This window comes from Actinokineospora cianjurensis, assembly GCF_003663795.1.
GTDB lineage: Bacteria > Actinomycetota > Actinomycetes > Mycobacteriales > Pseudonocardiaceae > Actinokineospora > Actinokineospora terrae.
In genome coordinates this window covers 1,429,869-1,450,278 of the sequence record NZ_RCDD01000001.1, presented here as the reverse complement: position 1 = coordinate 1,450,278, position 20,410 = coordinate 1,429,869, and the positions used below count along the sequence as shown (strand labels likewise).

The 20,410-nt window shown below is 69.5% G+C and carries 22 protein-coding genes; 8 read left to right on the top strand and 14 right to left on the bottom strand.

The features are described from left to right. Window positions 1-242: 242 nt before the first annotated feature. Window positions 243-1,802 (top strand): glutamine-hydrolyzing GMP synthase, encoded by a 1,560-nt coding sequence (gene guaA, locus CLV68_RS06980; RefSeq protein WP_121389657.1) that lies wholly within the window; start codon window positions 243-245, stop codon window positions 1,800-1,802. A gap of 157 nt (window positions 1,803-1,959) precedes the next feature. Here the strand turns inward: guaA and CLV68_RS06975 are convergent, their stop codons facing one another. Beyond that, window positions 1,960-2,172, bottom strand: a complete 213-nt coding sequence (locus CLV68_RS06975) for a hypothetical protein (RefSeq protein WP_121389656.1) — start codon at window positions 2,170-2,172, stop codon at window positions 1,960-1,962. Next, complete coding sequence (locus CLV68_RS06970) at window positions 2,165-3,466, bottom strand: PspC domain-containing protein (protein WP_121389655.1); 1,302 nt, start codon at window positions 3,464-3,466, stop codon at window positions 2,165-2,167. Before CLV68_RS06970 ends, CLV68_RS06975 begins: the two co-directional genes overlap by 8 nt. 152 nt (window positions 3,467-3,618) lie before the next feature. Here CLV68_RS06970 and CLV68_RS06965 point away from each other — a divergent pair, with 152 nt between their 5' ends. Together CLV68_RS06965 and CLV68_RS06960 are read left to right on the top strand one after the other, a co-directional pair. Beyond that, the gene (locus CLV68_RS06965; protein ID WP_246009848.1) at window positions 3,619-4,863 is read left to right on the top strand and encodes an ATP-binding protein; all 1,245 of its coding nucleotides are present in this window, start codon (window positions 3,619-3,621) and stop codon (window positions 4,861-4,863) included. Continuing rightward, entirely contained in the window at window positions 4,860-5,522 is a 663-nt protein-coding gene (locus CLV68_RS06960; protein ID WP_092777840.1) for a response regulator, read from the top strand. The genes CLV68_RS06965 and CLV68_RS06960 overlap by 4 nt, the downstream gene beginning before the upstream one ends. On the opposite strand, the gene CLV68_RS06955 is transcribed toward CLV68_RS06960, so the two are convergent. After that, entirely contained in the window at window positions 5,519-6,418 is a 900-nt protein-coding gene (locus CLV68_RS06955; RefSeq protein WP_121391018.1) for a DMT family transporter, read from the bottom strand. The genes CLV68_RS06960 and CLV68_RS06955 overlap by 4 nt on opposite strands. A gap of 133 nt (window positions 6,419-6,551) precedes the next feature. On the opposite strand from CLV68_RS06955, the gene CLV68_RS06950 reads away from it, so the two are divergent. Together CLV68_RS06950 and CLV68_RS06945 are read left to right on the top strand one after the other, a co-directional pair. Next, window positions 6,552-7,466, top strand: a complete 915-nt coding sequence (locus CLV68_RS06950; RefSeq protein ID WP_121389654.1) for a LysR family transcriptional regulator — start codon at window positions 6,552-6,554, stop codon at window positions 7,464-7,466. 59 nt (window positions 7,467-7,525) lie between these two features. Further along, window positions 7,526-8,107, top strand: a complete 582-nt coding sequence (locus CLV68_RS06945) for an HhH-GPD-type base excision DNA repair protein (RefSeq protein WP_121391017.1) — start codon at window positions 7,526-7,528, stop codon at window positions 8,105-8,107. Between the two features lie 12 nt (window positions 8,108-8,119). On the opposite strand, the gene CLV68_RS06940 is transcribed toward CLV68_RS06945, so the two are convergent. Continuing rightward, a complete protein-coding gene (locus CLV68_RS06940) occupies window positions 8,120-8,908 on the bottom strand; it encodes a DUF6414 family protein (protein ID WP_121389653.1) in 789 nt (262 codons plus the stop codon). A gap of 14 nt (window positions 8,909-8,922) precedes the next feature. Beyond that, window positions 8,923-9,855 carry a TIR domain-containing protein gene (locus tag CLV68_RS06935; protein ID WP_121389652.1) on the bottom strand — a complete coding sequence of 311 codons (933 nt, stop codon included), beginning with the start codon at window positions 9,853-9,855 and terminating at the stop codon, window positions 8,923-8,925. A gap of 131 nt (window positions 9,856-9,986) precedes the next feature. On the opposite strand from CLV68_RS06935, the gene CLV68_RS06930 reads away from it, so the two are divergent. Together CLV68_RS06930 and CLV68_RS06925 are read left to right on the top strand one after the other, a co-directional pair. After that, on the top strand, window positions 9,987-11,387 hold the full coding sequence (locus tag CLV68_RS06930; protein ID WP_246009695.1) for a serine/threonine-protein kinase: 1,401 nt from the start codon (window positions 9,987-9,989) through the stop codon (window positions 11,385-11,387). Window positions 11,388-11,441: 54 nt separating this feature from the next. Beyond that, window positions 11,442-11,810 (top strand): bacteriophage spanin2 family protein, encoded by a 369-nt coding sequence (locus tag CLV68_RS06925; RefSeq protein ID WP_121389651.1) that lies wholly within the window; start codon window positions 11,442-11,444, stop codon window positions 11,808-11,810. A gap of 118 nt (window positions 11,811-11,928) precedes the next feature. Here CLV68_RS06925 and CLV68_RS06920 read toward each other — a convergent pair whose 3' ends face one another. The 4 genes from CLV68_RS06920 to CLV68_RS06905 all read right to left on the bottom strand — a co-directional run bounded on the left by CLV68_RS06920 (window position 11,929) and on the right by CLV68_RS06905 (window position 14,983). Beyond that, entirely contained in the window at window positions 11,929-12,333 is a 405-nt protein-coding gene (locus CLV68_RS06920; RefSeq protein ID WP_092777817.1) for an SsgA family sporulation/cell division regulator, read from the bottom strand. Between the two features lie 293 nt (window positions 12,334-12,626). Then, window positions 12,627-12,917 carry a hypothetical protein gene (locus tag CLV68_RS06915; RefSeq protein ID WP_092777815.1) on the bottom strand — a complete coding sequence of 97 codons (291 nt, stop codon included), beginning with the start codon at window positions 12,915-12,917 and terminating at the stop codon, window positions 12,627-12,629. A 191-nt stretch (window positions 12,918-13,108) separates the two neighbouring features. Then, window positions 13,109-13,924 carry an inositol monophosphatase family protein gene (locus CLV68_RS06910; protein WP_342772759.1) on the bottom strand — a complete coding sequence of 272 codons (816 nt, stop codon included), beginning with the start codon at window positions 13,922-13,924 and terminating at the stop codon, window positions 13,109-13,111. A gap of 75 nt (window positions 13,925-13,999) precedes the next feature. Then, a complete protein-coding gene (locus CLV68_RS06905; RefSeq protein ID WP_121389649.1) occupies window positions 14,000-14,983 on the bottom strand; it encodes a malate dehydrogenase in 984 nt (327 codons plus the stop codon). Between the two features lie 221 nt (window positions 14,984-15,204). On the opposite strand from CLV68_RS06905, the gene CLV68_RS06900 reads away from it, so the two are divergent. Further along, a complete protein-coding gene (locus tag CLV68_RS06900; RefSeq protein WP_121389648.1) occupies window positions 15,205-16,041 on the top strand; it encodes a helix-turn-helix domain-containing protein in 837 nt (278 codons plus the stop codon). Here the strand turns inward: CLV68_RS06900 and CLV68_RS06895 are convergent. From CLV68_RS06895 to CLV68_RS06875, 5 genes are read right to left on the bottom strand one after another with little or no spacing between them, the layout of a single operon-like run. Beyond that, on the bottom strand, window positions 16,031-16,333 hold the full coding sequence (locus CLV68_RS06895; RefSeq protein WP_245782345.1) for a DUF3017 domain-containing protein: 303 nt from the start codon (window positions 16,331-16,333) through the stop codon (window positions 16,031-16,033). The two genes, CLV68_RS06900 and CLV68_RS06895, sit on opposite strands and share 11 nt — an antisense overlap. Then, the gene (locus tag CLV68_RS06890; RefSeq protein WP_177215554.1) at window positions 16,330-17,184 is read right to left on the bottom strand and encodes a bifunctional methylenetetrahydrofolate dehydrogenase/methenyltetrahydrofolate cyclohydrolase; all 855 of its coding nucleotides are present in this window, start codon (window positions 17,182-17,184) and stop codon (window positions 16,330-16,332) included. The genes CLV68_RS06895 and CLV68_RS06890 overlap by 4 nt, the downstream gene beginning before the upstream one ends. Before the next feature lie 13 nt (window positions 17,185-17,197). Further along, entirely contained in the window at window positions 17,198-18,121 is a 924-nt protein-coding gene (locus CLV68_RS06885; RefSeq protein WP_246009694.1) for a DMT family transporter, read from the bottom strand. 23 nt (window positions 18,122-18,144) lie between these two features. Beyond that, window positions 18,145-19,131, bottom strand: a complete 987-nt coding sequence (locus CLV68_RS06880; RefSeq protein ID WP_121389646.1) for a helix-turn-helix transcriptional regulator — start codon at window positions 19,129-19,131, stop codon at window positions 18,145-18,147. 59 nt (window positions 19,132-19,190) lie between these two features. Continuing rightward, on the bottom strand, window positions 19,191-20,351 hold the full coding sequence (locus tag CLV68_RS06875) for an MFS transporter (protein ID WP_121389645.1): 1,161 nt from the start codon (window positions 20,349-20,351) through the stop codon (window positions 19,191-19,193). Between the last annotated feature and the right edge of the window lie 59 nt (window positions 20,352-20,410).

Here is a 20,410-nt window from a genome sequence, read left to right as displayed (position 1 = left end):
GCCCCGGGTTAGGATGTCGGTGGCTGACCGACGGTGGTGACTAGGGTTCCGCCGGGCCTGATCAGGCCCGGGTCTGGTTCGAGCGTCACGGAAAGCCCGCGCGGACAGGTGCGCGGGCAGGCATCTCCGGGAGAGAAACCCAGGGAGGGACCGGTCGGCGCACGGTCATGGACGCCGTGCGCCGATGTGGGGACCCCCCGTTTCGGTGCTCCGGCTTCCGCGCCAACGGAAGGTGCACGTCGATGACAGACAGTCAGCGCCCGGTCCTCGTGGTGGACTTCGGTGCCCAGTACGCGCAGCTGATCGCGCGCCGGGTGCGGGAGGCGCAGGTGTACTCCGAGGTGGTCCCGCACACCACCCCGGTGGCCGACCTGCTGGCCAAGGACCCCGCGGCGATCATCCTCTCCGGCGGCCCGTCGAGCGTGTACGCCGACGGCGCCCCCTCGGTCGACCCGGCGCTGTTCGACGCCGGTGTCCCGGTGTTCGGCATCTGCTACGGCTTCCAGGCGATGGCGCTGGCGCTGGGCGGCACCGTCGAGCACACCGGCACCCGCGAGTTCGGCCGCACCGACCTGGCCGCGAACGAGGGCGTCCTGCACGACGGGCTGCCCGAGCGGCACCCGGTGTGGATGAGCCACGGCGACTGCGTGACCAAGGCCCCCGCGGGCTTCGCGGTGACCGCGGGCAGCGAGGGCGCGCCGGTCGCGGCGTTCGAGGACACCGAGCGGCGCTTCGCGGGCGTGCAGTACCACCCGGAGGTGCACCACTCGCCGCACGGCCAGGAGGTGCTGCGCCGGTTCCTGCACGACATCGCCGGTGTGCGCCCGCGGTGGACGACGGCGTCGATCGTCGACGAGCAGGTCGAGCGGATCCGGACCCAGGTCGGCGACGGCAAGGCCATCTGCGGGCTCTCCGGCGGGGTCGACTCCGCCGTGGCCGCCGCCCTGGTCCAGCGGGCCATCGGCGACCGGCTGACCTGCGTGTTCGTCGACCACGGGCTGCTGCGCGCCGGTGAGCGCGCCCAGGTCGAGCGCGACTACGTGAGCGCGACCGGGGTCCGGCTGGTGACCGTGGACGCCCGCGAGCGGTTCCTCGACGCGCTGGCCGGGGTGACCGACCCGGAGGAGAAGCGCAAGATCATCGGCCGGGAGTTCATCCGGGTCTTCGAGCAGGCCGAGCTGGACCTGCAGGCCGAGGCGGGCGGCGAGAAGTACCGGTTCCTGGTGCAGGGCACGCTGTACCCGGACGTCGTCGAGTCCGGCGGCGGCGCGGGCGCGGCCAACATCAAGAGCCACCACAACGTGGGCGGGCTGCCGGACGACCTGGAGTTCGAACTGGTCGAGCCGCTGCGCGCGCTGTTCAAGGACGAGGTGCGCCGGGTCGGCACCGAACTGGGGCTGCCGGAGACGATCGTGCAGCGCCAGCCGTTCCCCGGGCCCGGCCTGGGGATCCGGATCATCGGCGAGGTCAACGCCGTGAACCTGGAGATCCTGCGCGCCGCCGACTCGATCGCCCGCGAGGAGCTGACCGCGGCCGGGCTCGACCGCGACATCTGGCAGTGCCCGGTGGTGCTGCTCGCCGACGTCCGCAGCGTCGGCGTGCAGGGCGACGGCCGCACCTACGGCCACCCGGTCGTGCTGCGCCCGGTGTCCAGTGAGGACGCGATGACCGCGGACTGGACCCGGTTGCCCTACGACGTGCTGGAGCGGATCTCGACCCGGATCACGAACGAGGTCGCGGAGGTCAACCGGGTGGTGTTGGACGTGACCAGCAAGCCGCCGGGCACCATCGAGTGGGAGTAGGGCGGGCGGGATAGGCGCAGTGTGGGAGTAGGGCGGGCGGGATAGGCGCAGTGTGGGAGTAGGCGTTAGAGGCCGCGTTGGCCTAGACAGGCTGTGACACGGGAAGGCCCGGCTGGTTGTCCCAGCCGGGCCTTCGTCGTGAGTGGCGTCGTAGTGGCTACTTGCGGCACCTGTTCCGGCCGCGGAGGGTGCCGCCGAGCAGCAGCAGCCCCACCAGGACGGCGACGCCTGCGATCATCCAGCGCGGGTCGAGCGACGGCAGCCAGATCCGGCCGTCGGTGAGCACGTAGGCCGAGGCGGCCAGGGTGGCAAGGCCCGCGATCATGGCCAGCGGGTCGAACCCGCGGGGGGTCTTGGTCTCGTCAGCCACGGAGCACCTTCACAGTTCCCGGTCCATTGACCTCGGCACGCAGTTCGATCTTGAGCCCGCCCTCGCCGTCGGCGCCGAGGTCGGTGCGGTCGACGGCGGTGTCGGTGCCGCCGCGCTGCTCACCGAGGCAGTCGACGTCGCCGATGCCCGCCTCGCAGAACACGGTGACGTCGGCGTTCTCCGGCACCATCACGGTGACGTCCCCGATGCCGACCTCGGCGACGGTGCTGATCGAGCCGCTGGTGGGCAGCTGGGTCAGGTCGACGTCGATGGAGCCGATGTCGCGGCTGTAGGTGTTCTGGACCTCGGCGAAGGTGCGCGGGGTCGCCTGGATGTCGCCGACACCGTTGGCCTTGAAGCCGTCCGGCCAGACCACGGTCATCGCGATGCCGAGCGCCGCCAGCGGCAGTGCCAGCCCGATCAGGCCGCGGCCGCCCCTGGTGAACGCGCCGATGACCATGCCAGCGCCGAGGACGCCGAGCACGACGCCGACGATGTGCCGGACGCTGAACCAGTCACCGGTGTGCGGCTCGATGACGACCGCGGTGCCCACGAACAGGAACGCGACGGCGAGGGTGACCGCGCCGATCTTGGAGCGGCGTCGGACGGCCGGGGGTTCCGGGTCCGGCATGGCCGCCGCGGGCTCGGGCAGGTCCCACGCGAACGGAGCCGCACCTAGCGGGTCCCACGCGGGGGGCTGGTTGGGGTAACCGTAGTCAGGTGGGGTGTTCAGGGGCGTTGTCTCGGCCCCGGAAGGTGGCGCTGTCATCGGCGATGGCACCTCAGTCGTCGTGGCTACCGGGACGGTCATCAGCGGGACCGACGTGTCGTAGTCGGACGTGGGCCCTACCGGCCGGTTCAGGTGCCCCCGGCTGCGGTGCAGCAGGAACATCAGCGCCGAGATGACGAGCAGACCGAGGAACCCGTTGAAGTCGAAGCCGACGCTGAACGACACGATCACCGCGACGATCAGGCCCACCGTGAAGTGCGTCGAGCTGGAGCTGCGGCCGCGGCCGATCAGCGCCTCGGCGGGCGCCGACTCGTCGTCCTGCTCGGGGAACAGCAGCCAGCCGAAGAGGTAGAAGATGACACCGGCGCCCCCGTAGAAGGTGGCGACGGCGAGGGCGACCCGGATGATGACCGGGTCGACGCCGTAGCGGTTGCCGATGGCCGCCGCGACGCCCGCGACCTTGCGACCCTGCCTCGGTCGCCGCGGTCGGGACGCCCAGAAGTCCTTGAGCGTCTCCTCGACGCCTGCTGCGCCGGGGCGCGTCTGGTTCGTTGTGCCACTCACGAGGACAAGAATGGCCCGTTACCTGCACGTTCTGCATCGGGGAACGACCCTGACTTCGCGTTCAGGGTCAAACCCCGATGTGGCGCTGATGGCCTCGTGTGAGCATTCTTGACGTGACGGCTGTACTGCGTGAGCGCGAGGCGGAGGCGGACATCGAGCGGGCGGTGACGAGCGTCGACCGGCAGGTGGCGGTACCCGGGGACACCCGGGTCTACCGGCGCCGGTCCGGCCGTGCCGTCGCCGGGGTCGCCGGGGGCATCGCCGACCACTTGGGCATCCCCGTGCTGTACGCGCGGGTGGCGTTCACCCTGCTCGCGGCGCTCGGCGGGGCCGGGGTGGTGGCCTACGGGCTGCTGTGGATCTTCGTGCCGCAGGTGTCCTCGGACGAACCGGCGCGGGAGATCACCGGCCGGGAGCGGCAGCAGGCGTTCGGCCTGGTCGCGCTCGGGGTCGGGCTGGCGATCGGCGCGGGCACGCTGGCAGGCACGGTCAACGGCTGGGTGGCCGGGTCGACCAGCGTCGCGCTGGTGGGTGCCGCGCTGGTCTGGCGGGAGGCCGACCAGGGGCAGCGGCGGCGGGTCCGCGGTGCGGTGTTCGGCGGCGGCGGGCGCTCCGCGGTCATCCGGGTGCTCAGCGGGGCCGCCCTGGTCGCCGCGGGCATCATCATCTTCCTGATCAGCAGCATCGGCCTGGACCAGGTGCAGTTCGCGCTGCTGGCGGTGGTGGCCGCGCTGGTCGGCGTCGCGGTGATCACCGTCCCGTGGTGGCTGCGGCTGGTGCGCGACCTCGGCGAGGAGCGGCGGGCCCGCATCCGCACCGAGGAACGCGCCGAGATCGCCGCCCACCTGCACGACTCGGTGCTGCAAACGCTTGCGCTCATCCAGAAGCAGGCCGAGGCGCCGCGCGAGGTGCTGCGGTTGGCCCGCGGCCAGGAGCGTCAACTGCGCAGCTGGCTCTACGGGCCATCTGGCTATGGGCGAGGCGCGGAGGGCTTGGCGGGCGGGTCGCTGGCCGAGGCGCTGGCCAGGGCGGCTGGCGAGGTCGAGGACACCTTCGCGATCAAGGTCCAGCACGTGGCCGTCGGCGACTGCGAGCTCGACGACAAACTGGTCGCGGTGGTCATGGCCGCCCGCGAGTCGATGGTCAACGCGGCCAAGCACGCCGGGGTCGCCGAGGTGTCGGTGTACGCGGAGGTCGAGCCGGAGAAGGTCACCGTGTTCGTGCGCGACCGCGGCAAGGGCTTCGACCCGGAGGCGGTCCCCGACGACCGGCACGGGCTCGCGGACTCGATCCGGGGGAGGATGGAGCGCAACGGCGGTGAGATCACCCTGCGCACCGCCCCCGGCGACGGGACAGAGGTACAGCTGCACATGCCGCGTGCGAAGGTGACCACATGAGTGAGAAGCGCTTGGTCCGGGTCTTCCTGGTCGACGACCACAGCATGTTCCGCGCCGGGGTACGCGCGGAACTCGACACCCTCACCGACGACATCGAGGTGGTCGGCGAGGCCGGGACGGTCGGCGAGGCCGTCGCCGGGATCGGGCACCTGCGGCCGGACGTGGTCCTGCTCGACGTGCACATGCCCGACGGCGGCGGCGCCGAGGTGCTGCGGCAGGCGCGCAAGGCGTTCCCCGAGGTGGTGTTCCTGGCCCTGTCGGTGTCCGACGCCGCCGAGGACGTCATCGCGGTGATCCGGGCAGGCGCGCGCGGGTACGTCACGAAGACGATCTCCAGCCAGGAGTTGGTGACGGCGGTGATCCGGGTCAACGACGGCGACGCGGTCTTCTCGCCGCGGCTCGCCGGATTCGTCCTGGACGCCTTCGCCGACCGACCGGGCGCCGCCCCGATCAGCGACCCCGAGCTGGACCTGCTGACGCCCCGCGAGCGCGACGTGCTGCGTTTACTGGCCCGCGGGTACGCCTACAAGGAGATCGCGTCGGAGCTGTTCATCTCGGTGAAGACAGTGGAAACGCACGTATCCAGCGTCCTGCGTAAGACCCAACTGTCGAACCGCTACGAACTCTCCCGCTGGGCCTCAGACCGCCGCCTCGTCTAAGGGGCCTTGGCCAGGACCGCGGTCGGGTCCTCGGCCACTACGGGCGAGGGCGTCTTCTTCTGCCACCGGGTCATACCGACGCCGATGAGCACTACGGCCATGCCTGCGATGACGCGCAGGTTGATGCCCTCGCCGAGGAACGCGGCTCCTAGGAGCACGGAGACGACCGGCAGCAGGTAGCCCACAGTGGTGGCGTTAGTGGGACCCTCGTCGGCGATCAGGCGGTAGTTGATGGCGAAGGCGAACCCGGTGCCGAAGACGCCGAGCACGCCGATCGCGATAAGAACCGTCGGGTTCAGGTCGACGGTCGCGAACCCGCCGATCGGGAGGGCGAAGATGCTCAGGCCGGTAGCGGTAACGAGCTGGGCTGCCGACAGGGCTATCGGGGCGACACCGCGACCGGACAGGGTCTTGCCGATGTAGGTGTAGCTGACGGCGTAGCTCGCGGCGGCGGCGAGGATCATCAGCGAACCCCAGCTGGCGACACCCGCCTGCTGCCAGGGCGCGAAGATCAGCAGGGTGCCGACGAAGCCGAGCAGCAGGCCGGTCAGCCGGACGGGCTTGAGGGCGCGCTCGGTGCCGATGAGGATGCCGATCAGCAGCGCCCACAGCGGGGTGGTGGCGTTGAGGACCCCGGCGACCCCGGAGTCGACGGTCCGCTCACCCAGGGCGAACAGCGCGAACGGCAGCGCGTTGCCGAAGAAGGCGGCCACGACCAGGTGACCCCAGACCCGGCGATCCCGGGGCAGCTTGTGTCGCGCTGAGTAGCAGAGCACGACCACCACGAGCGCCCCGAGCGCGCACCGGGCGATGGTGATCTGGACCGGGTTCAGACCGTGCAGCGCCAGCTTGATCCAGAGGAAGCTGGACCCCCAGAGCAGCGCAAGCACGCCCATCCGGACAAGTGTGCCCCTACCGCCGCTGATCACTTGGTTTTCCTCCCCATCGGGTCATTCCCCAGGCAACCATGACGGAGAGCTTCGTCCAGGACAAGTGAAATGTCCTGCATGGACCGTTAAGCTGGGCTTCATGCTTGATGTGCGTCGGTTGCAGGTACTGCGCGCCGTGGTCACGAGCGGTTCGGTGACGGCGGCGGCCACCAACCTCGGTTACACACCGTCAGCGATCAGCCAGCAGATCGCGGCCCTGGAGAAGCAGGCGGGCATCGCCCTGCTCGAACGCGTCGGCCGCGGCGTCCAACCGACCGCGGCGGGCAGGCTGCTCACCGAGCACGCGGCGATCATCTCCCGGCACGTCGCCGAGGCCGAGACCGCGCTGGCCGACCTGCGCGCCGGCCGGACCGGCAGGCTGGCGGTGCGCTACTTCGCCACCGCCGGGTCCGCGCTCGTCCCACCCGCCCTGGCCCGGCTGCGCGCCGTGCACCCCGGCGTCCAGGTCGACCTGAAACTGGTCGACCCCGGCGACCCGCTCCCCGAGATCGCCCAGGGCCAAGCCGACCTCGCCATCGTCGTCCACCCCCGCGAAGCCCCCCGCGGCGTCCACATGACCCACCTCTTGGACGACCCGTACCGGGTAGTCCTACCTCGCGGCCACCGCCTCGCGGGCAAGCGCGTCATCGACCTGGCAGACCTGGCCGACGAGCCCTGGGTGGGCGAGTGGCCCATCGGCGGCCCCTGCTGGGGAATCATCCTCGACGCCTGCGCCGCCGCCGGTTTCACCCCGAACGTCACCGTCGAGAGCGAGGACTACACCAACGCCCAGGGTTTCGTGGCCGCGGGCCTCGGCATCAGCCTCATCCCCGTCATGGGCCTGTCCAACCCCCACCCCGGCATAGTCGTCCGCCGAATCAGAAACCCAGAACCCATCCGAGAAATCCACGCCGCCGTCCGCGAAACCGCCCTCGACAACCCACCCCTGGTCGAACTGATGACCGCCCTCCGCCAAGCCGCCCACCACGCCGTCCACGGCAAGCACCCCGCATAACCCCAACACCTCCCGTCTCGTCCGACGCACCGCCCGCACCCCGTGCCACCATGTGCCCCATGACACCCAAACTCTGCATCGCCCAAGACCCGGAAGCCGACGCCCTGCTGGACGAGAGCCCGCTGGCCTTGTTGATCGGGATGCTGCTAGATCAACAAATACAAATGGAGATCGCGTTCAGGGGGCCGTACAAGCTCTACACGCGGCTGGGGAACAAGCTCGATGTGCACGAGATCGCCGACTACGAGACGGAGGCGTTTGTTGAGTTGGCGGTTACGCCGCCTGCTATTCATCGGTATGGGGGTTCTATGGGGAAGCGGGTGCAGGTGCTGTGTCAGTTCATCGTTGAGAAGTACGACGGGGACACGGCAGCTATCTGGACTCGGGGAGGGCCCGGTGGGGCCGAGGTCTTGAAGCGGCTCAAGGAGCTGCCGGGGTTTGGGGAGCAGAAGGCGAAGATCTTCCTTGCGTTGTTGGCGAAGCAGCGGGGGGTCACGCCGAGGGGGTGGCGGGAGGCTGCTGGGGATTACGGGCTCAAGAACTCCCGGCGGTCGGTCGCGGACGTGACCAGTGCGACCAGTCTTGGTGAGGTGCGGGAGTTCAAGAAGGCGGCCAAGTTGGCGGCCAAGGGTACTGCGTGACTGCCGGCTTCGTTATCGGTAGACGGCGAGGATGTGTAGGACGATCAGTGGGCCTTTGACGATTCCCTCGGTGTTCGCGCCGCGATCTCTTTCCATCTTCCTGCGCTGCTGCCTGGACATGCCTGCCTGTCCCGGGATCTGGATGAGCGAATAGGCGCTGCCCCGGGGACGCACTTCCGCGACGCGTCCGAACACGGTGACGCGGCCCTCGAGTTCGTCGAACCTGTCGCCTATCACGTCGGTGCGCACGGGGAGGACGACCCGGGGGAAACCTGTCGCGACGTTCAACAGGACCGACACCTTGTCGCCGATCGCCTCTCGGGCCTGGGCGAGGGCCTCCAGTTGGCCCATCGCCTCGGTGTGCGCGACATTCGTGGAGAACCCGAGGCCCTCGAAGATCTTGACCATGTTCCCGATCGCCTGGTACTTCTCGGCGTTCATGACGGCCGAGACTATTTGCGGGATCTCGACCGTCCCCTTGATCTCGCAGAAGTCATCATCGGCGGGTACGAACCCGGTCAGGGGTTCACCTGAGCGGACCTTGTGAACCTGTTCGCTATCGGAGATGTGGTGGTAAAGCCTCGCGAACTTGGCCGCCGCGGTCTGCCTCAGGACCTTCCGGCGGGAATCCGAGGTCGCCATCGTGCCCGCTGGCGCCTTCTCCCCCTCGGGTGTGCTGCCGGGGCCGTCAACCGTGATGTGGCGGTCCTCCTCGTCGTACACCCCACCCTCGACCGAGGACAGGTAGCTGTTGATAGTCCGCTCGTCCAGGTACAGGAAGTCTCGGAAGAAACCGGTCACTGTCTCAACTCCATCTAGTTCGTCGGATACTTCAACGCTTCGTTGATCACTCGAAGTGGCGATTCGAAATCGCCGTCACTGAGCCAATCGGTGCCGCTCTTGTTGATCGCGAGCCCTGCGGTCTTCAACCGTCCGGCCAGCACCCCGCGCTTCGACGCCGTGCCGTCAAAGCGCACTACGTGCCTACCTGCGACATCGCCGAAGGGCTTGACCCGACCCACCTCCACCAGAACTGTCCGGCGGTGATCAATGGTGTCAGCGATGCCTGCCTCGTAGTAGACATCGGGACAGGATTGTGCCTGGGGCGCACGCTCCGGCTCGCCATCGGAGTCGTTGGTCAGGTCGGGTCGAAGCGAGACCACTTCATCGGGTGTGAAGAGGATGACTGCGGCGTCGGCCATGTCAAAACCTTCACGCACTATAGCGCCGACGTACGGGTTCGGGGTCCCGAGGTGGTTGACCACATGCTCTCGTTCGACGATGCTCAGCCCGAGCGAACGCAGGAACTGCTTCATCGCAGCGACCACCAGGGTATCTCGTCCGTGAACGAGGAACACCTTGTTCTTGTCCCCCGCCGGAGAAGTCGAACCCTCGTCCGACCCGAGTTCGGGAAGGCCGCCAGGCGGGCCGACGATGTACTCATCGGTCACGTCGCGGGCTTGGCTCGCCGCACGCCACCTAAGAGAGTGCCCCCCGACGGATGCAATCAATGAACTCGCTTCTCGCACTCGAAGGTCCTGGATCAGGCTCTTGGAAGGCGTTTCGCTCACTGAGACCCTCAGGCGACCTATCATACGTCCAGGGATCGACGTTCCGTTGACCGTGATGGTCCGGCCGGCTCGGTAAGGCGCAAGGAACTGGGATTCCAACTGCTCGGGAGTCAAGTCCAGTTTGACCTCATCGTCTGGTGAACCCACAACGGACAGCCGGATGTGGAAGTAGCTCATTGACCAACCTCTGCTGGGAGTCGGGAGACGGGCACCACTCGCCACGGGAGTTGGTCGAAGGCTAGAGGGTGGCCGTGGAGTCGATGGCTGGTTCGACGCGGGGTGCTGGCAGCAGGAAGTACATTCGCCCCGTGCACGTGACACCCCGCCCGCCGACGATCCCCGGGCTGACCCTCGCGGGACCGCTCGGCCAAGGCGGATTCGGGACCGTCTTCCTCGCCCGTCAGGACCGGCTGCACCGCGACGTCGCGGTGAAGGTCGACAACCGGGTGCTCCAAACCGATCGCGACCGGGACCGGTTCCTCCGCGAAGCCCGTGCGGCTGCCCGGCTGTCAGGGCACCCGCATGTCGTGAACGTCTACGACGCCGGTGTAACCGCGGACGGTAGGCCCTACATCGTCATGGAGTTGTGCACGGGCGGTTCGCTCGCGGACGTTCTGGCGCAGCGCGGGCGGTTGCCCATCCCGGAGGTCACGGAGATGGGGGCCAGGCTCGCTGACGCACTCGCGCAGGCGCATCAGGTGGGCATCCTGCACCGCGACATCAAGCCCGCGAACATCCTGGTGAACGCGTTCGGCGCCGTTAAGCTCGCCGACTTCGGTCTGGCCGCGATCCTCGACGCACACGCGGAGAGCACCGTCACCGTTGGCGCCCTCAGTCCCTACTACGCCGCACCGGAAGTCTTCGCGCACGCAGCACCTAGTGCCGCAGGAGACATCTACTCGCTAGCGGCGACCCTCTACACACTCGCGACAGGTAGCCGTCCCCGCGACATCCCGTGGCCCGCGCAATCTCTCGACGGCCTGATCGCGGCTCTTCGTGCGCCGGTAGCACCGATCCCGGACGCGCCCCCGGCATTCAACGCCGCACTCCTCAACGCTCTTGCCTCTGACTCGTCGCGCCGGACAACGGATGCAAGACAGCTAAGAGACGAACTCGACGGCCTACGCCCCATCAGGCCGCTCCCCCACGTTGCGACCAACCGCGCCCGCGGAGCGCGCATCGCTGCGGCAGCGGTAGCCGTACCGGCGCTCGTAGCCGCTGGCTTCTTCGGTAGCACTCTCACCAGCCCCGAGCAGCAAGCCCAGCAACAGCAGCCACCGCAAACGCAGAGCACCCCGCAGGCCGCGGCGGTGCCACCGGGCATGACGGCGTGCGCGGAGAGCGAGAAGAACGGCTTCTGCGTCGCGGACAAGTGCTTCGGCGGGTTGGTGAACATCGCCGACCTCGACATCAAGGCCAAGCCGCTCGACTGCGGTGGCGAGCACAGCTGGCAGGCGTTCACCGGCACCTGGCTGCCGACCGGCGCGCAGGACATGACCGGCACCGACCTGGCCGCCTCGCCCGAGGTCAAGGGCATCTGCACGGCCGAGGTGATGGCCGCGCGGACCCGGCCGGGCGCGGACACCAGCGGCTGGCAGATCACGATCCTGCCGAGCAAAACGGGCAGCCCGGACCGCCTCTACCTGTACTGTTTGGCCCGGCCCGGGGAGGGCGAACCACCGGATGGGAGCGCCTTCGCCACCGGCTGATCCGACAAACCGGATATTCTAGGCAAGATACCCACACTCTCTCCAGGGGGCACAGTGCGACACCGGCTGATCACGGCGCTCAGCGCGGCGGCCCTTCTCGGCGCGCTCACCGCGTGTCAAGCGGTCCAGGACGCCAGCAACGCGGCCGACAAGACCAGCATCTGCCTCGAGGCGCTCCGGCTGGCGAACTTCAGCCCGAGCACGCAGAACCTCGAGCAGACCGCCGAGGACGCGAAGAAGACCTCGGAAGACCTCACCGGCCTCGCCGAGCGCGCGGCGGACACCACGCTGCGCGAGGCCATCAACGGCATGGCCGAGCAGGTCCAGTCGCTGAGCGTGCCCAACCTCGACCCGACCACGGTCACCAGCTGGGCACAGCAGAAGCTCAACGCTTTCAACACCTTGGCCCAAGCCTGCGCCTGAGCCGGGAGAGCCGACGGCCGCCTGGTGCGCAGGCGGCCGTCGGCTCCGTTATCGGTACTGGGTTCACCGGCCACCCCCTCAGTGATCCGTCCACGTGGGTCAGGGTTGGCTGGCGGGCTCAGACGTTGGTGATCTCCTCGATCAGCGCGTCGATGTCGAAGAAGTCGGCCTCGCCGCCCAGCGGCACCATGGCCGTGGTGGTGGCGAAGAACGACTGCACCGCGGCGTGGTCGAGCTCGAGCACGGCGTGGCCGTCCGGGGACTCGATCTCCAGCGCCAGCTTGGCGGTGCCGCCGGTGGTCACCGGGGCCAGCCGCACGTCGCCGTCACCGGCGGCGCGGACGAGGCCCTCGGCGAGCAGGTCGCGGCCGAAGATCCACTCGACCCAGCGGTCGGCGTCGGCCTGGAAGGCGGCGACGACGGTGTACGGCTCGTTGGCCCGGTAGGTCCAACGCGAGCGGACAGGAGTAGTCCCGCCGTAGTGCGAGATGATCTGCTCAGAGTGCTCGGCGTCGTTGGTCATCTCGTAGCCTCCTGTCCTGGTGTTCGCGCGTCGGCTGTGGCGAACCTTCAGCAGGGAAACGCATTTGGCGGCAGCCCGTGATGCCATTGGCCCGACGTTCACGCTATCGGGGCATACAGCCCCGTTCGGGCCACGATTTGACCGGCTTTTGGCACCCGTCTCTGTGTAATCGGATGACGCCATCACCCGGAGGTGAACTCAGGTCGGCTGCTCCGGCCTCAGTGGACCGTCCGCACCGGAGAACGAGACCGTCCAGCCGCGCGGTCATGACGCCTTCCGGCGCGGAGATCTGCCTACTGGCAGAGCGGGATCTCGACGTCGGTGGGGTGGAAGATGACCTCGGTGGGTTTCCCGGCGATGGTGGCCTGGTCGACCTTGAAGCGGAGGGTTCGGTCGTCGAGGAGGACAACGCGGCCGGTTATGTAACCGTCGTTGGTGACCTTGCCGTCCGGGCCGGGGAGACGTTCCGGGTCGGGCCAGGTGTGCTCGGCAACCCAGTTCTGGCCTGCGAAGGTGGCGTACTTGATGCCGCAATGGGTCAGCAGGCGGTAGGGGAAAGACTCGCCGATCTGGACAAACGGCACTGGGGCGCCGTGGGCGCTAGAGGCGTTGGAGATCGAGTGGGGGTCAGGCGTATCAGGTAAGGGAGTCGCCTCGGGGGTGGTGCAGGCAGCAAGTAGGAGACCTGCTCCAATCACGGCGCATCTAGCCCGAGCGGCCATCGGTACCCCCATCGGTCAGTCCCTGCCGCCCCAGCGTCTCATAGGGCTCCACCTCACCCCAGGACCGCCTCCGCGAGCTGGTCGGCCAGCGCCGAGGTGGCCGCCGCGATGCCTGACCAGCGGCGGGTCAGATCCGGGTCGAAGTCCAGCGGCCTGCCGTGCGCGTCGATCACCGCGCCACCCGCGGCGGGCACGAGCACCAGCGCGGCGGCCAGGTCGACGATGCGCAGCGTGTCCGACCCGGGGTCGGCGAACGCGTCCACCGAGCCCTCCGCGACCAGGGCGGTCTCCAGGCAGGTCGTGCCCAGGATCCGCAGCCGACCGGCGCGGGCGGCCACCCGCTGCCAGGCGTCGCCGTTGTTGCGCTTGGGCCGCAGCAGCGACACGGCGGCGCCGTCCAGGGTGGTGCGACCGGTCGTGCGGTACGGGGTGGACTGGCCGACGCGCGCCCACCAGACGCGCCCGGTGTCCAGCCACACGGTCACGGCCTCGACCGCTATGGAGTCACGGGTCAACACGCCGGAGAAGCACGACAGCGGTACCCCGGACGCGGCGTTGGCCGAACCGTCCAGCGGGTCGATGACAAGAGTCGTCGACGAGCCGTTGTCGATGAAACCCGCCTCTTCGGACAAGAGGTTGACGCGGTTGGCCTGCGCGGATTCGGCGATGGCGTCCTCGACCAGCGAGTCGACGCGCATGGTCGGCGTGCCGTCCGCCCCCATCGCGACCTCTTCGGACAGCTCCGGCCGGGTGAGCATCTGGCGCGCGGTCCGGTAGGCGGCCACGGCGGCGTTGGCCGCGTCAGCCAGGACAGAGTTGACGCTCGCCGGTAAGTCCGGCTCGGGGATCGGCCACGGGATGAAGGTCACCAGTGCACCGTAAAACACAGCGGCGGCCCCCACCGCCGAAACAGTGGGTGCCGCCGCGCATCTACCAAGCCGGGATCAGATGAGGTCGAGCGCCTTGACCGCGTCGCGCTCCTCGACCAGCTCGGCGACCGAGGCGTCGATGCGGGCGCGGGAGAACTCGTTGACCTCCAGGCCCTGCACGATCTGGTACTCACCGTCGGCGGTAGTCACCGGGAACGACGAGATGATGCCCTCGGGGACGCCGTAAGAGCCGTCCGACGGCACTGCCATCGAGGTCCAGTCGCCTGCCGGGGTACCGAGCACCCAGTCGTGGATGTGGTCGATGGCCGCGTTGGCCGCCGACGCCGCCGAGGACGCGCCGCGCGCCTCGATGATCGCCGCGCCACGCTTGGCCACGGTCGGGATGAAGGTGTCGGCCAGCCACGCCTCGTCGTTGAGCAGCTCGGCGACGGACTTGCCGTTGACCTCGGCGTGGAAGACGTCCGGGTACTGGGTGGCCGAGTGGTTGCCCCAGATGGCCAGCTTCTTGATGTCCGCGACCGACACGCCGAGCTTGGTGGACAGCTGCGAGATGGCCCGGTTGTGGTCGAGCCGGGTCATCGCGGTGAAGCGCGCCGCCGGGACGTCCGGGGCGTGCTGCTGGGCGATGAGCGCGTTGGTGTTGGCCGGGTTGCCCACGACGAGCACCTTGATGTCGGACGCGGCACCGGCGTTGATCGCCTCGCCCTGCGGCTTGAAGATGCCGCCGTTGGCCGCCAGGAGGTCACCGCGCTCCATGCCCTTGGTGCGGGGGCGGGCGCCGACGAGCAGCGCGACGTTGGCGCCGTCGAACGCCTTCTTCGCGTCGTCGGTCACCTCGATGCCCGCCAGCAGCGGGAACGCGCAGTCGTCCAGCTCCATCGCGGTGCCCTCGGCGGCCTTGACCGCCTGCGGGATCTCCAGCAGCCGCAGGTTGACCTTGGTGTCGGGGCCGAGCAGGGCACCGGAGGCGATGCGGAACAGCAGGGCGTAGCCGATTTGGCCTGCCGCGCCGGTGACTGTGACGTTGACGGGTGCCACTTGGCGGATCCTCCCGGGAAGACGGATTGAGTCAGCGGGGAGGTCACGCGGCAGTCAGTTTGTGCCCTGTCGGCGACGTCGCCCGGCACCGCGCAGGCTACCAAGCCGGGGTGCGCGGGGGCCGCGTCGGTGACCAGGGTCTCGACCCCTTCGGGTGGACTTGGTCCGACAAGGCCCCCTACCTGTGGGTATGTGACCGCGCGCGGCCGGATCATGGCCGGGTGACGCTGCACACCGCGGACACCACTGTCCGGCTAGAACTGCTCGGGGAGGAACTGCGCCGACACCGCGAGACCGCGGGGATGAGCCTGGCCGAGGTGACCTCGAAGACCGGGATCAGCACCTCCAAGCTGAGCAGGTTGGAGAACGGCCGCCGACCGCACAAGCTCGACGACGTCGAGGCGCTGCTGTCCCTCTACGGCGTGCGCGACGCCCGCCGCGACGACCTGGTCGCGCTGGCCCGCGACGCCACCGAGCCGACCGCGTGGCCGGAGCAACGACCGTCGGCGACGCTGCGCGTGCTGGAGTCGAAGGCGGAGATGCTGGTCGACTACCAGGCGATGCTCGTACCCGCGTTGCTGCAAACCGTGCCGTACGCGCAAGCGGTGCTGCGTGAGGTGGACATGGTCGAGGAGCCCGCGATCGAGGACAGGGCTACCGAGCGCATCCGACGACAAGCGATCCTGCGCAAGCCGCAGCCACCCCGCTACTACGCGATCCTGACCGAGACAGCGCTGCGCACGGTCGTAGGCGGCCGCGAGGTCATGCGCGGGCAGTTGCGCTACCTGGTCGAGGCCGGGACGAAACCCGACGTGACGATCCGGGTGGTGCCGCGGCTCGGCCACGGCCACCCGGGGTTGCGCGGGTCGTTCCGGCGGCTGCAGTTCCACGGCCGCGGCGCGCTGGTGCTGGTGGAGAACCGGACGTCGAGCCTGTTCGTCGAGGACCCGACCGAGGTCAAGCGCTACGACCAGGTGGTGGTGGAGCTGCTCAGTGTCGCGCTGGACGAGGCGGCGTCGACCAGGATGATCGCCGAGCTCGGCGGCCTCAACGACTGAGCCAACCACCCTCGATGGTCAGCGCGACCGCGATCACCATGACCCCGAACAGGCCGTAGAGCAGCACGTCGACCGCCCGGCCGCGGATGGCGACCAGCCCGGCCTGCTCGTCGCGCAGCAGCACCCGCAGCCCGGCGGCGAGCAGCAGGGCGAGGCCGATCCACACGGTGCCCTCGCGCCAGGAGAACTGGATGATCCGCACCAGGCCGAGCACGACGACCGCCATCACCATGGCGAACGGCAGGTGCACCAGCGCGGGGTGCTTGCCGCCCCGCTGCGGGCCGTCGTTCACGCGCGCAGGCCCCGCTCCGCCGCCTCGACGGTGTTGCGCAGCAGCATCGCGATGGTCATCGGGCCGACCCCGCCCGGCATCGGCGCCAGCCAGCCCGCGACCTCGCGCACGTCCTCGTGCACGTCGCCGACCAGGCCCGCCTCGGTGCGGGTGACGCCGACGTCGAGCACGGCGGCACCGGGCTTGACCATGTCGGCGGTGATGAGGCCCGCGTTGCCCGCGGCAGCGACGACGATGTCGGCGCGGCGGACCTCGGCGGCGAGGTCCTTGGTGCCGGTATGGCAGAGGGTCACGGTGGCGTTCTCGCTGCGGCGGGTCAGCAGCAGGCCGAGGGGGCGACCAACGGTGACGCCACGGCCAACGACGGTGACGCGCGCGCCCGCCAGCGGTACGTCGTAGCGGCGCAGCAGCTCGACGATGCCAACGGGGGTGCAGGGCAGCGGGCCCGCGTCGCCCAGGACGAGCTTGCCCAGGCTGACCGGGTGCAGGCCGTCAGAGTCCTTGGTCGGGTCGATCCGCTCCAGAACGCGGCCCTGGTCGAGGTGACCCGGAAGCGGCAACTGCACGAGGTAGCCGGTGCAGTCGCGGTTGGCGTTCAGCTCGTCGATGACGGCTTCGAGCTCGGCCTGCGTGGTGTGCGCGGGCAGGTCGCGGCGGATCGAGTTGAGGCCGATCTTCTTGCAGAAGTTGTGCTTGCTGCGCACGTAAGCGTGGGAGCCGGGATCGTCGCCGACGAGCACAGTGCCCAGCCCGGGGACGACGCCGCGCTCGGCGAGGGCGGCGACCCGGACGCGGAGCTCGTCGAGGATCGCGTTGCGGGTGGCCTTGCCGTCAAGGATCGTCGCGGTCACGGCGGTCATCCTCTCACTGCGCCGCCGGTTCTTTCCGGGGACGCCCACTGGGCAACGACGCCACCCCCGCCGCCAGGAGCGTGACCACGACACCGACCACGGTCGCGGGTTCGATACCGGGCCCGGTCAGGTCGAACAGCACCGCGCCCGCGATCTGCCCGGAGATCATGCCCAGGCTGACCATGAGCACACCGATGTACCGGACAGCGAAGACGCTCGCGGAGACGCCGATGACTCCTAGCGCGCCACCGACGTAGAGGATCGGGTTGGAAGGTAGACCTGCCGGAAGTCCTCGCACGAGTACCTCAACCACGCAGGCCAGGGCTAACACGGCGGTCCCGACCCCGAAGTTGACCAGTGTGGCGACGCTGACGCTCCCGCAGGCTGCCCGGACCCGCCCGTTCACCGCCTGCGCCCAGCCGAGACCTAGTCCTGCCGCGGCCGGGATCAGGGACAGCCAGAGCCGCGACGGCGAGTCGAACTCGTCGGACACGGCGGCGGTGACCGCGACGACCGCGAGCACAGCGCCGACCGCCCTGGTCGGGGTGATCGGCCGTGGGCCGCCAGGTCCGATGCCCGCGCGGTCCATCAGCAGTCCGCTGAGGACTTGCCCGGACACCGCGGCCACGGTGAACATCGCCACGCCGAGGGCCGCGACGGTCAGGCCCTGCGCGGTCACGAACAGGGCGCCGGCCGCGCCGCCCAAGACCTGCCACGGCCGTAGTCGACGCTCGCGGACAGCCTGCACGACCTTCGGAACCGCCGCCCGCGCCTTCGGGGCGACGAGGACACCTACGGCCAAGAGGACGAGGCCGATCGAGAAGGAGATCAGCGCGGCGACCAGACCGTCCCGCAGGTGGGCGCCGAGTTGGCCGTTGACGCGGCTCTGCGTGGCGAGCCCGACCCCGCCGAGGACGGTGACCAGGACTGCCGCCACGCGGGCCACCACGGGCCGGTTGGCTAGATCCATCGGTGGCGCACTGCGTGAACGGCCAGCTGGAACCTTGAGGTCGCGCCCGCGTGGTCCATCAGGCGCTGGAGGTGGCGGAAGACGGTCCTTCGACTGACCCCGAGCTGGCGCGCGATGGAGTCGTCGTTGGCGCCTGCCGCGAGTAGGCCCAGCAGGCGCTGCTCTATGGGTTGGACGGGCGACGGAGCTCTTGCGCCAGCGTGCAGCGGTACTGCCAACCGCCACGACGCCTCGAACAGTCCGATTAGGGCTGACAGGAGACTGCTGGGCCGGACGACTAAGAGCGAGCGGTTCACATCGGCCTCTGCGACCGGTAGAGACACCGTCGCGAACTGCTGATCGACGATCGTCAGCTTCACCGGCACCTCTGGCAGCACCCTGGCCTGCTCCCCCGCGGCAACACAGGGCTGGACGTTCTGCGCGTACCGGCCCGGGTCCTCTATGGCCGCTCGCGCATAGACGACCTTGTAGGTCACATCGCCGCGCGCGAGCTGTTCGAGCTCGGCGTTGTTGACGTGCCCCTCGGTGAAGTACGGCGGCGAGTCGAGCCTGCGGATCTCCTTGCGCGCGCTGAGCTCCATCTGCTGGATGCGCTGGGCGATAGCGGTACCGGTGACCACCTCGATGAGGTCGTCGGTGCGTTGCGGGGACACCGCGCGTCGGAACGTGTCGTAGGCGTTGAGCGTGGCCACCCGCGCCTGCTCCAATTCGGACTCGCGGCGGCGGCTCAGGATCTGCAGCCCGCTCGCGGGTGGGACCGGAGTCACAATCCGGCCATCCACACCGCCGGTCCCGACCAGGCCCGCGTCCACCAGGGTGCGCACGGCGGGGGTGACGATGTCGATGGGTTCCGCCAGGCCGATGGAGACCTGGTCGATCGTGGACGGACCGGTGCGCAGCAGGTAGAGGTATGCGCGGATCTCGTCGTCCGGCAGGCCGAGCCTGCTCAGGTGCGGCGCGAGGTCGCCGTCGGACATGGTGGTTCCTCCCGGTGGGGCCGCAGCAGGTTGGCACAGATGTGACGTTGACACAAATGTCACGCCGCGCTCGCCTGCCTGCTGGGATCCGGCACCGCCAGGGCGAAGCCCGCGGCCGCCATGGCCAGCACCGCGGCCGCTCCCGCCGCGGCCGCCGGACCGATGTGGTCGAGCAGCCACCCGGCGATCGGCAGGGTGACCGCCGAGCCGAGCGTCGCCGCCGTCATCACCCAGCCGAACACCTCCGCGGTCCGACCCGCGGGGGCCAGTTCGCCGATGCGCACGTTCGACGCCGCCAGCGCGGGCGCCACCGCGATCCCGCCGACCGCGAGGACCAGCCCGATCAGCCACGTCGACCCGCCCGTGACCGGCGGCAGCACTGGGACCAGCGCGACGAACCCCAACGCCATGAGCACGATCCGCAGCGCCAACCGCGGCGGCGCGGAGCTCGCACCGGCGGCGAAGCCACCCACCAGCGACCCGACCGCCCAGACCGCGATCAGCACGCCCGCCGCGGCGGGGGTGGCGAAGTCGCGCGCCCACGCGACCACGGCCATGTCCAGGATCACCAGCGGTGCGACGACGCAGAGGCTCATCGTCAGTGCTGCCCGCATGCCGTGAGCTCTTAGCACCGACCCCGGCGTGCGGTGCTCTTGCTCCAAGGGCACGCGCAGGCCCACCTTGTGCAGGACGAACGCGAAGCCGCATGAGCCCACCAGCGCCAGACCAGCACAAGTGAGCATGCCCGCCCTACCGCCGCCGAAGGCCACCACGACGGCGATGAGTACCGGGCCAACTACCCACAGCAGCTCCTGGAGGGTGGCCTCAAGTGTGTAGAGAGACCTGCGCGCGGCAGGGTCCTCGGTCAACCTCGGCCAGGCTGCCCTAGCGATCTGCGTCACTGGCGGCTGGGCTAGTCCGGTCACCAGAGCGACCACGGCGGCTATCGGCCACCACGTCGCCCCCACCAGCGAAGGGGCGAATGCGAGCGCCGTGAGTCCCAACGCGTAGGCGAGTGAAATGGCGATCAAGAGGCGCGCCGGGTCACCCTGGTCGGCAGATCTACCACGCAATGGGCCACCAACGGCTACACCCACGGTGTAGAGACCCCCGACGACACCCGATGCGATGTATGAACCAGTCCACCCCGCGACGAGGAAAGTGGTGGCCAGAGGAGTGCCAGGTAGGTGCAGCCTGCCCAGGAGTGACCAGACGAGCACGCTCGGCAGTCCGCGGACTGTCAGGAGTTGACGATATGGACCCAGCACGTGGGCAACTG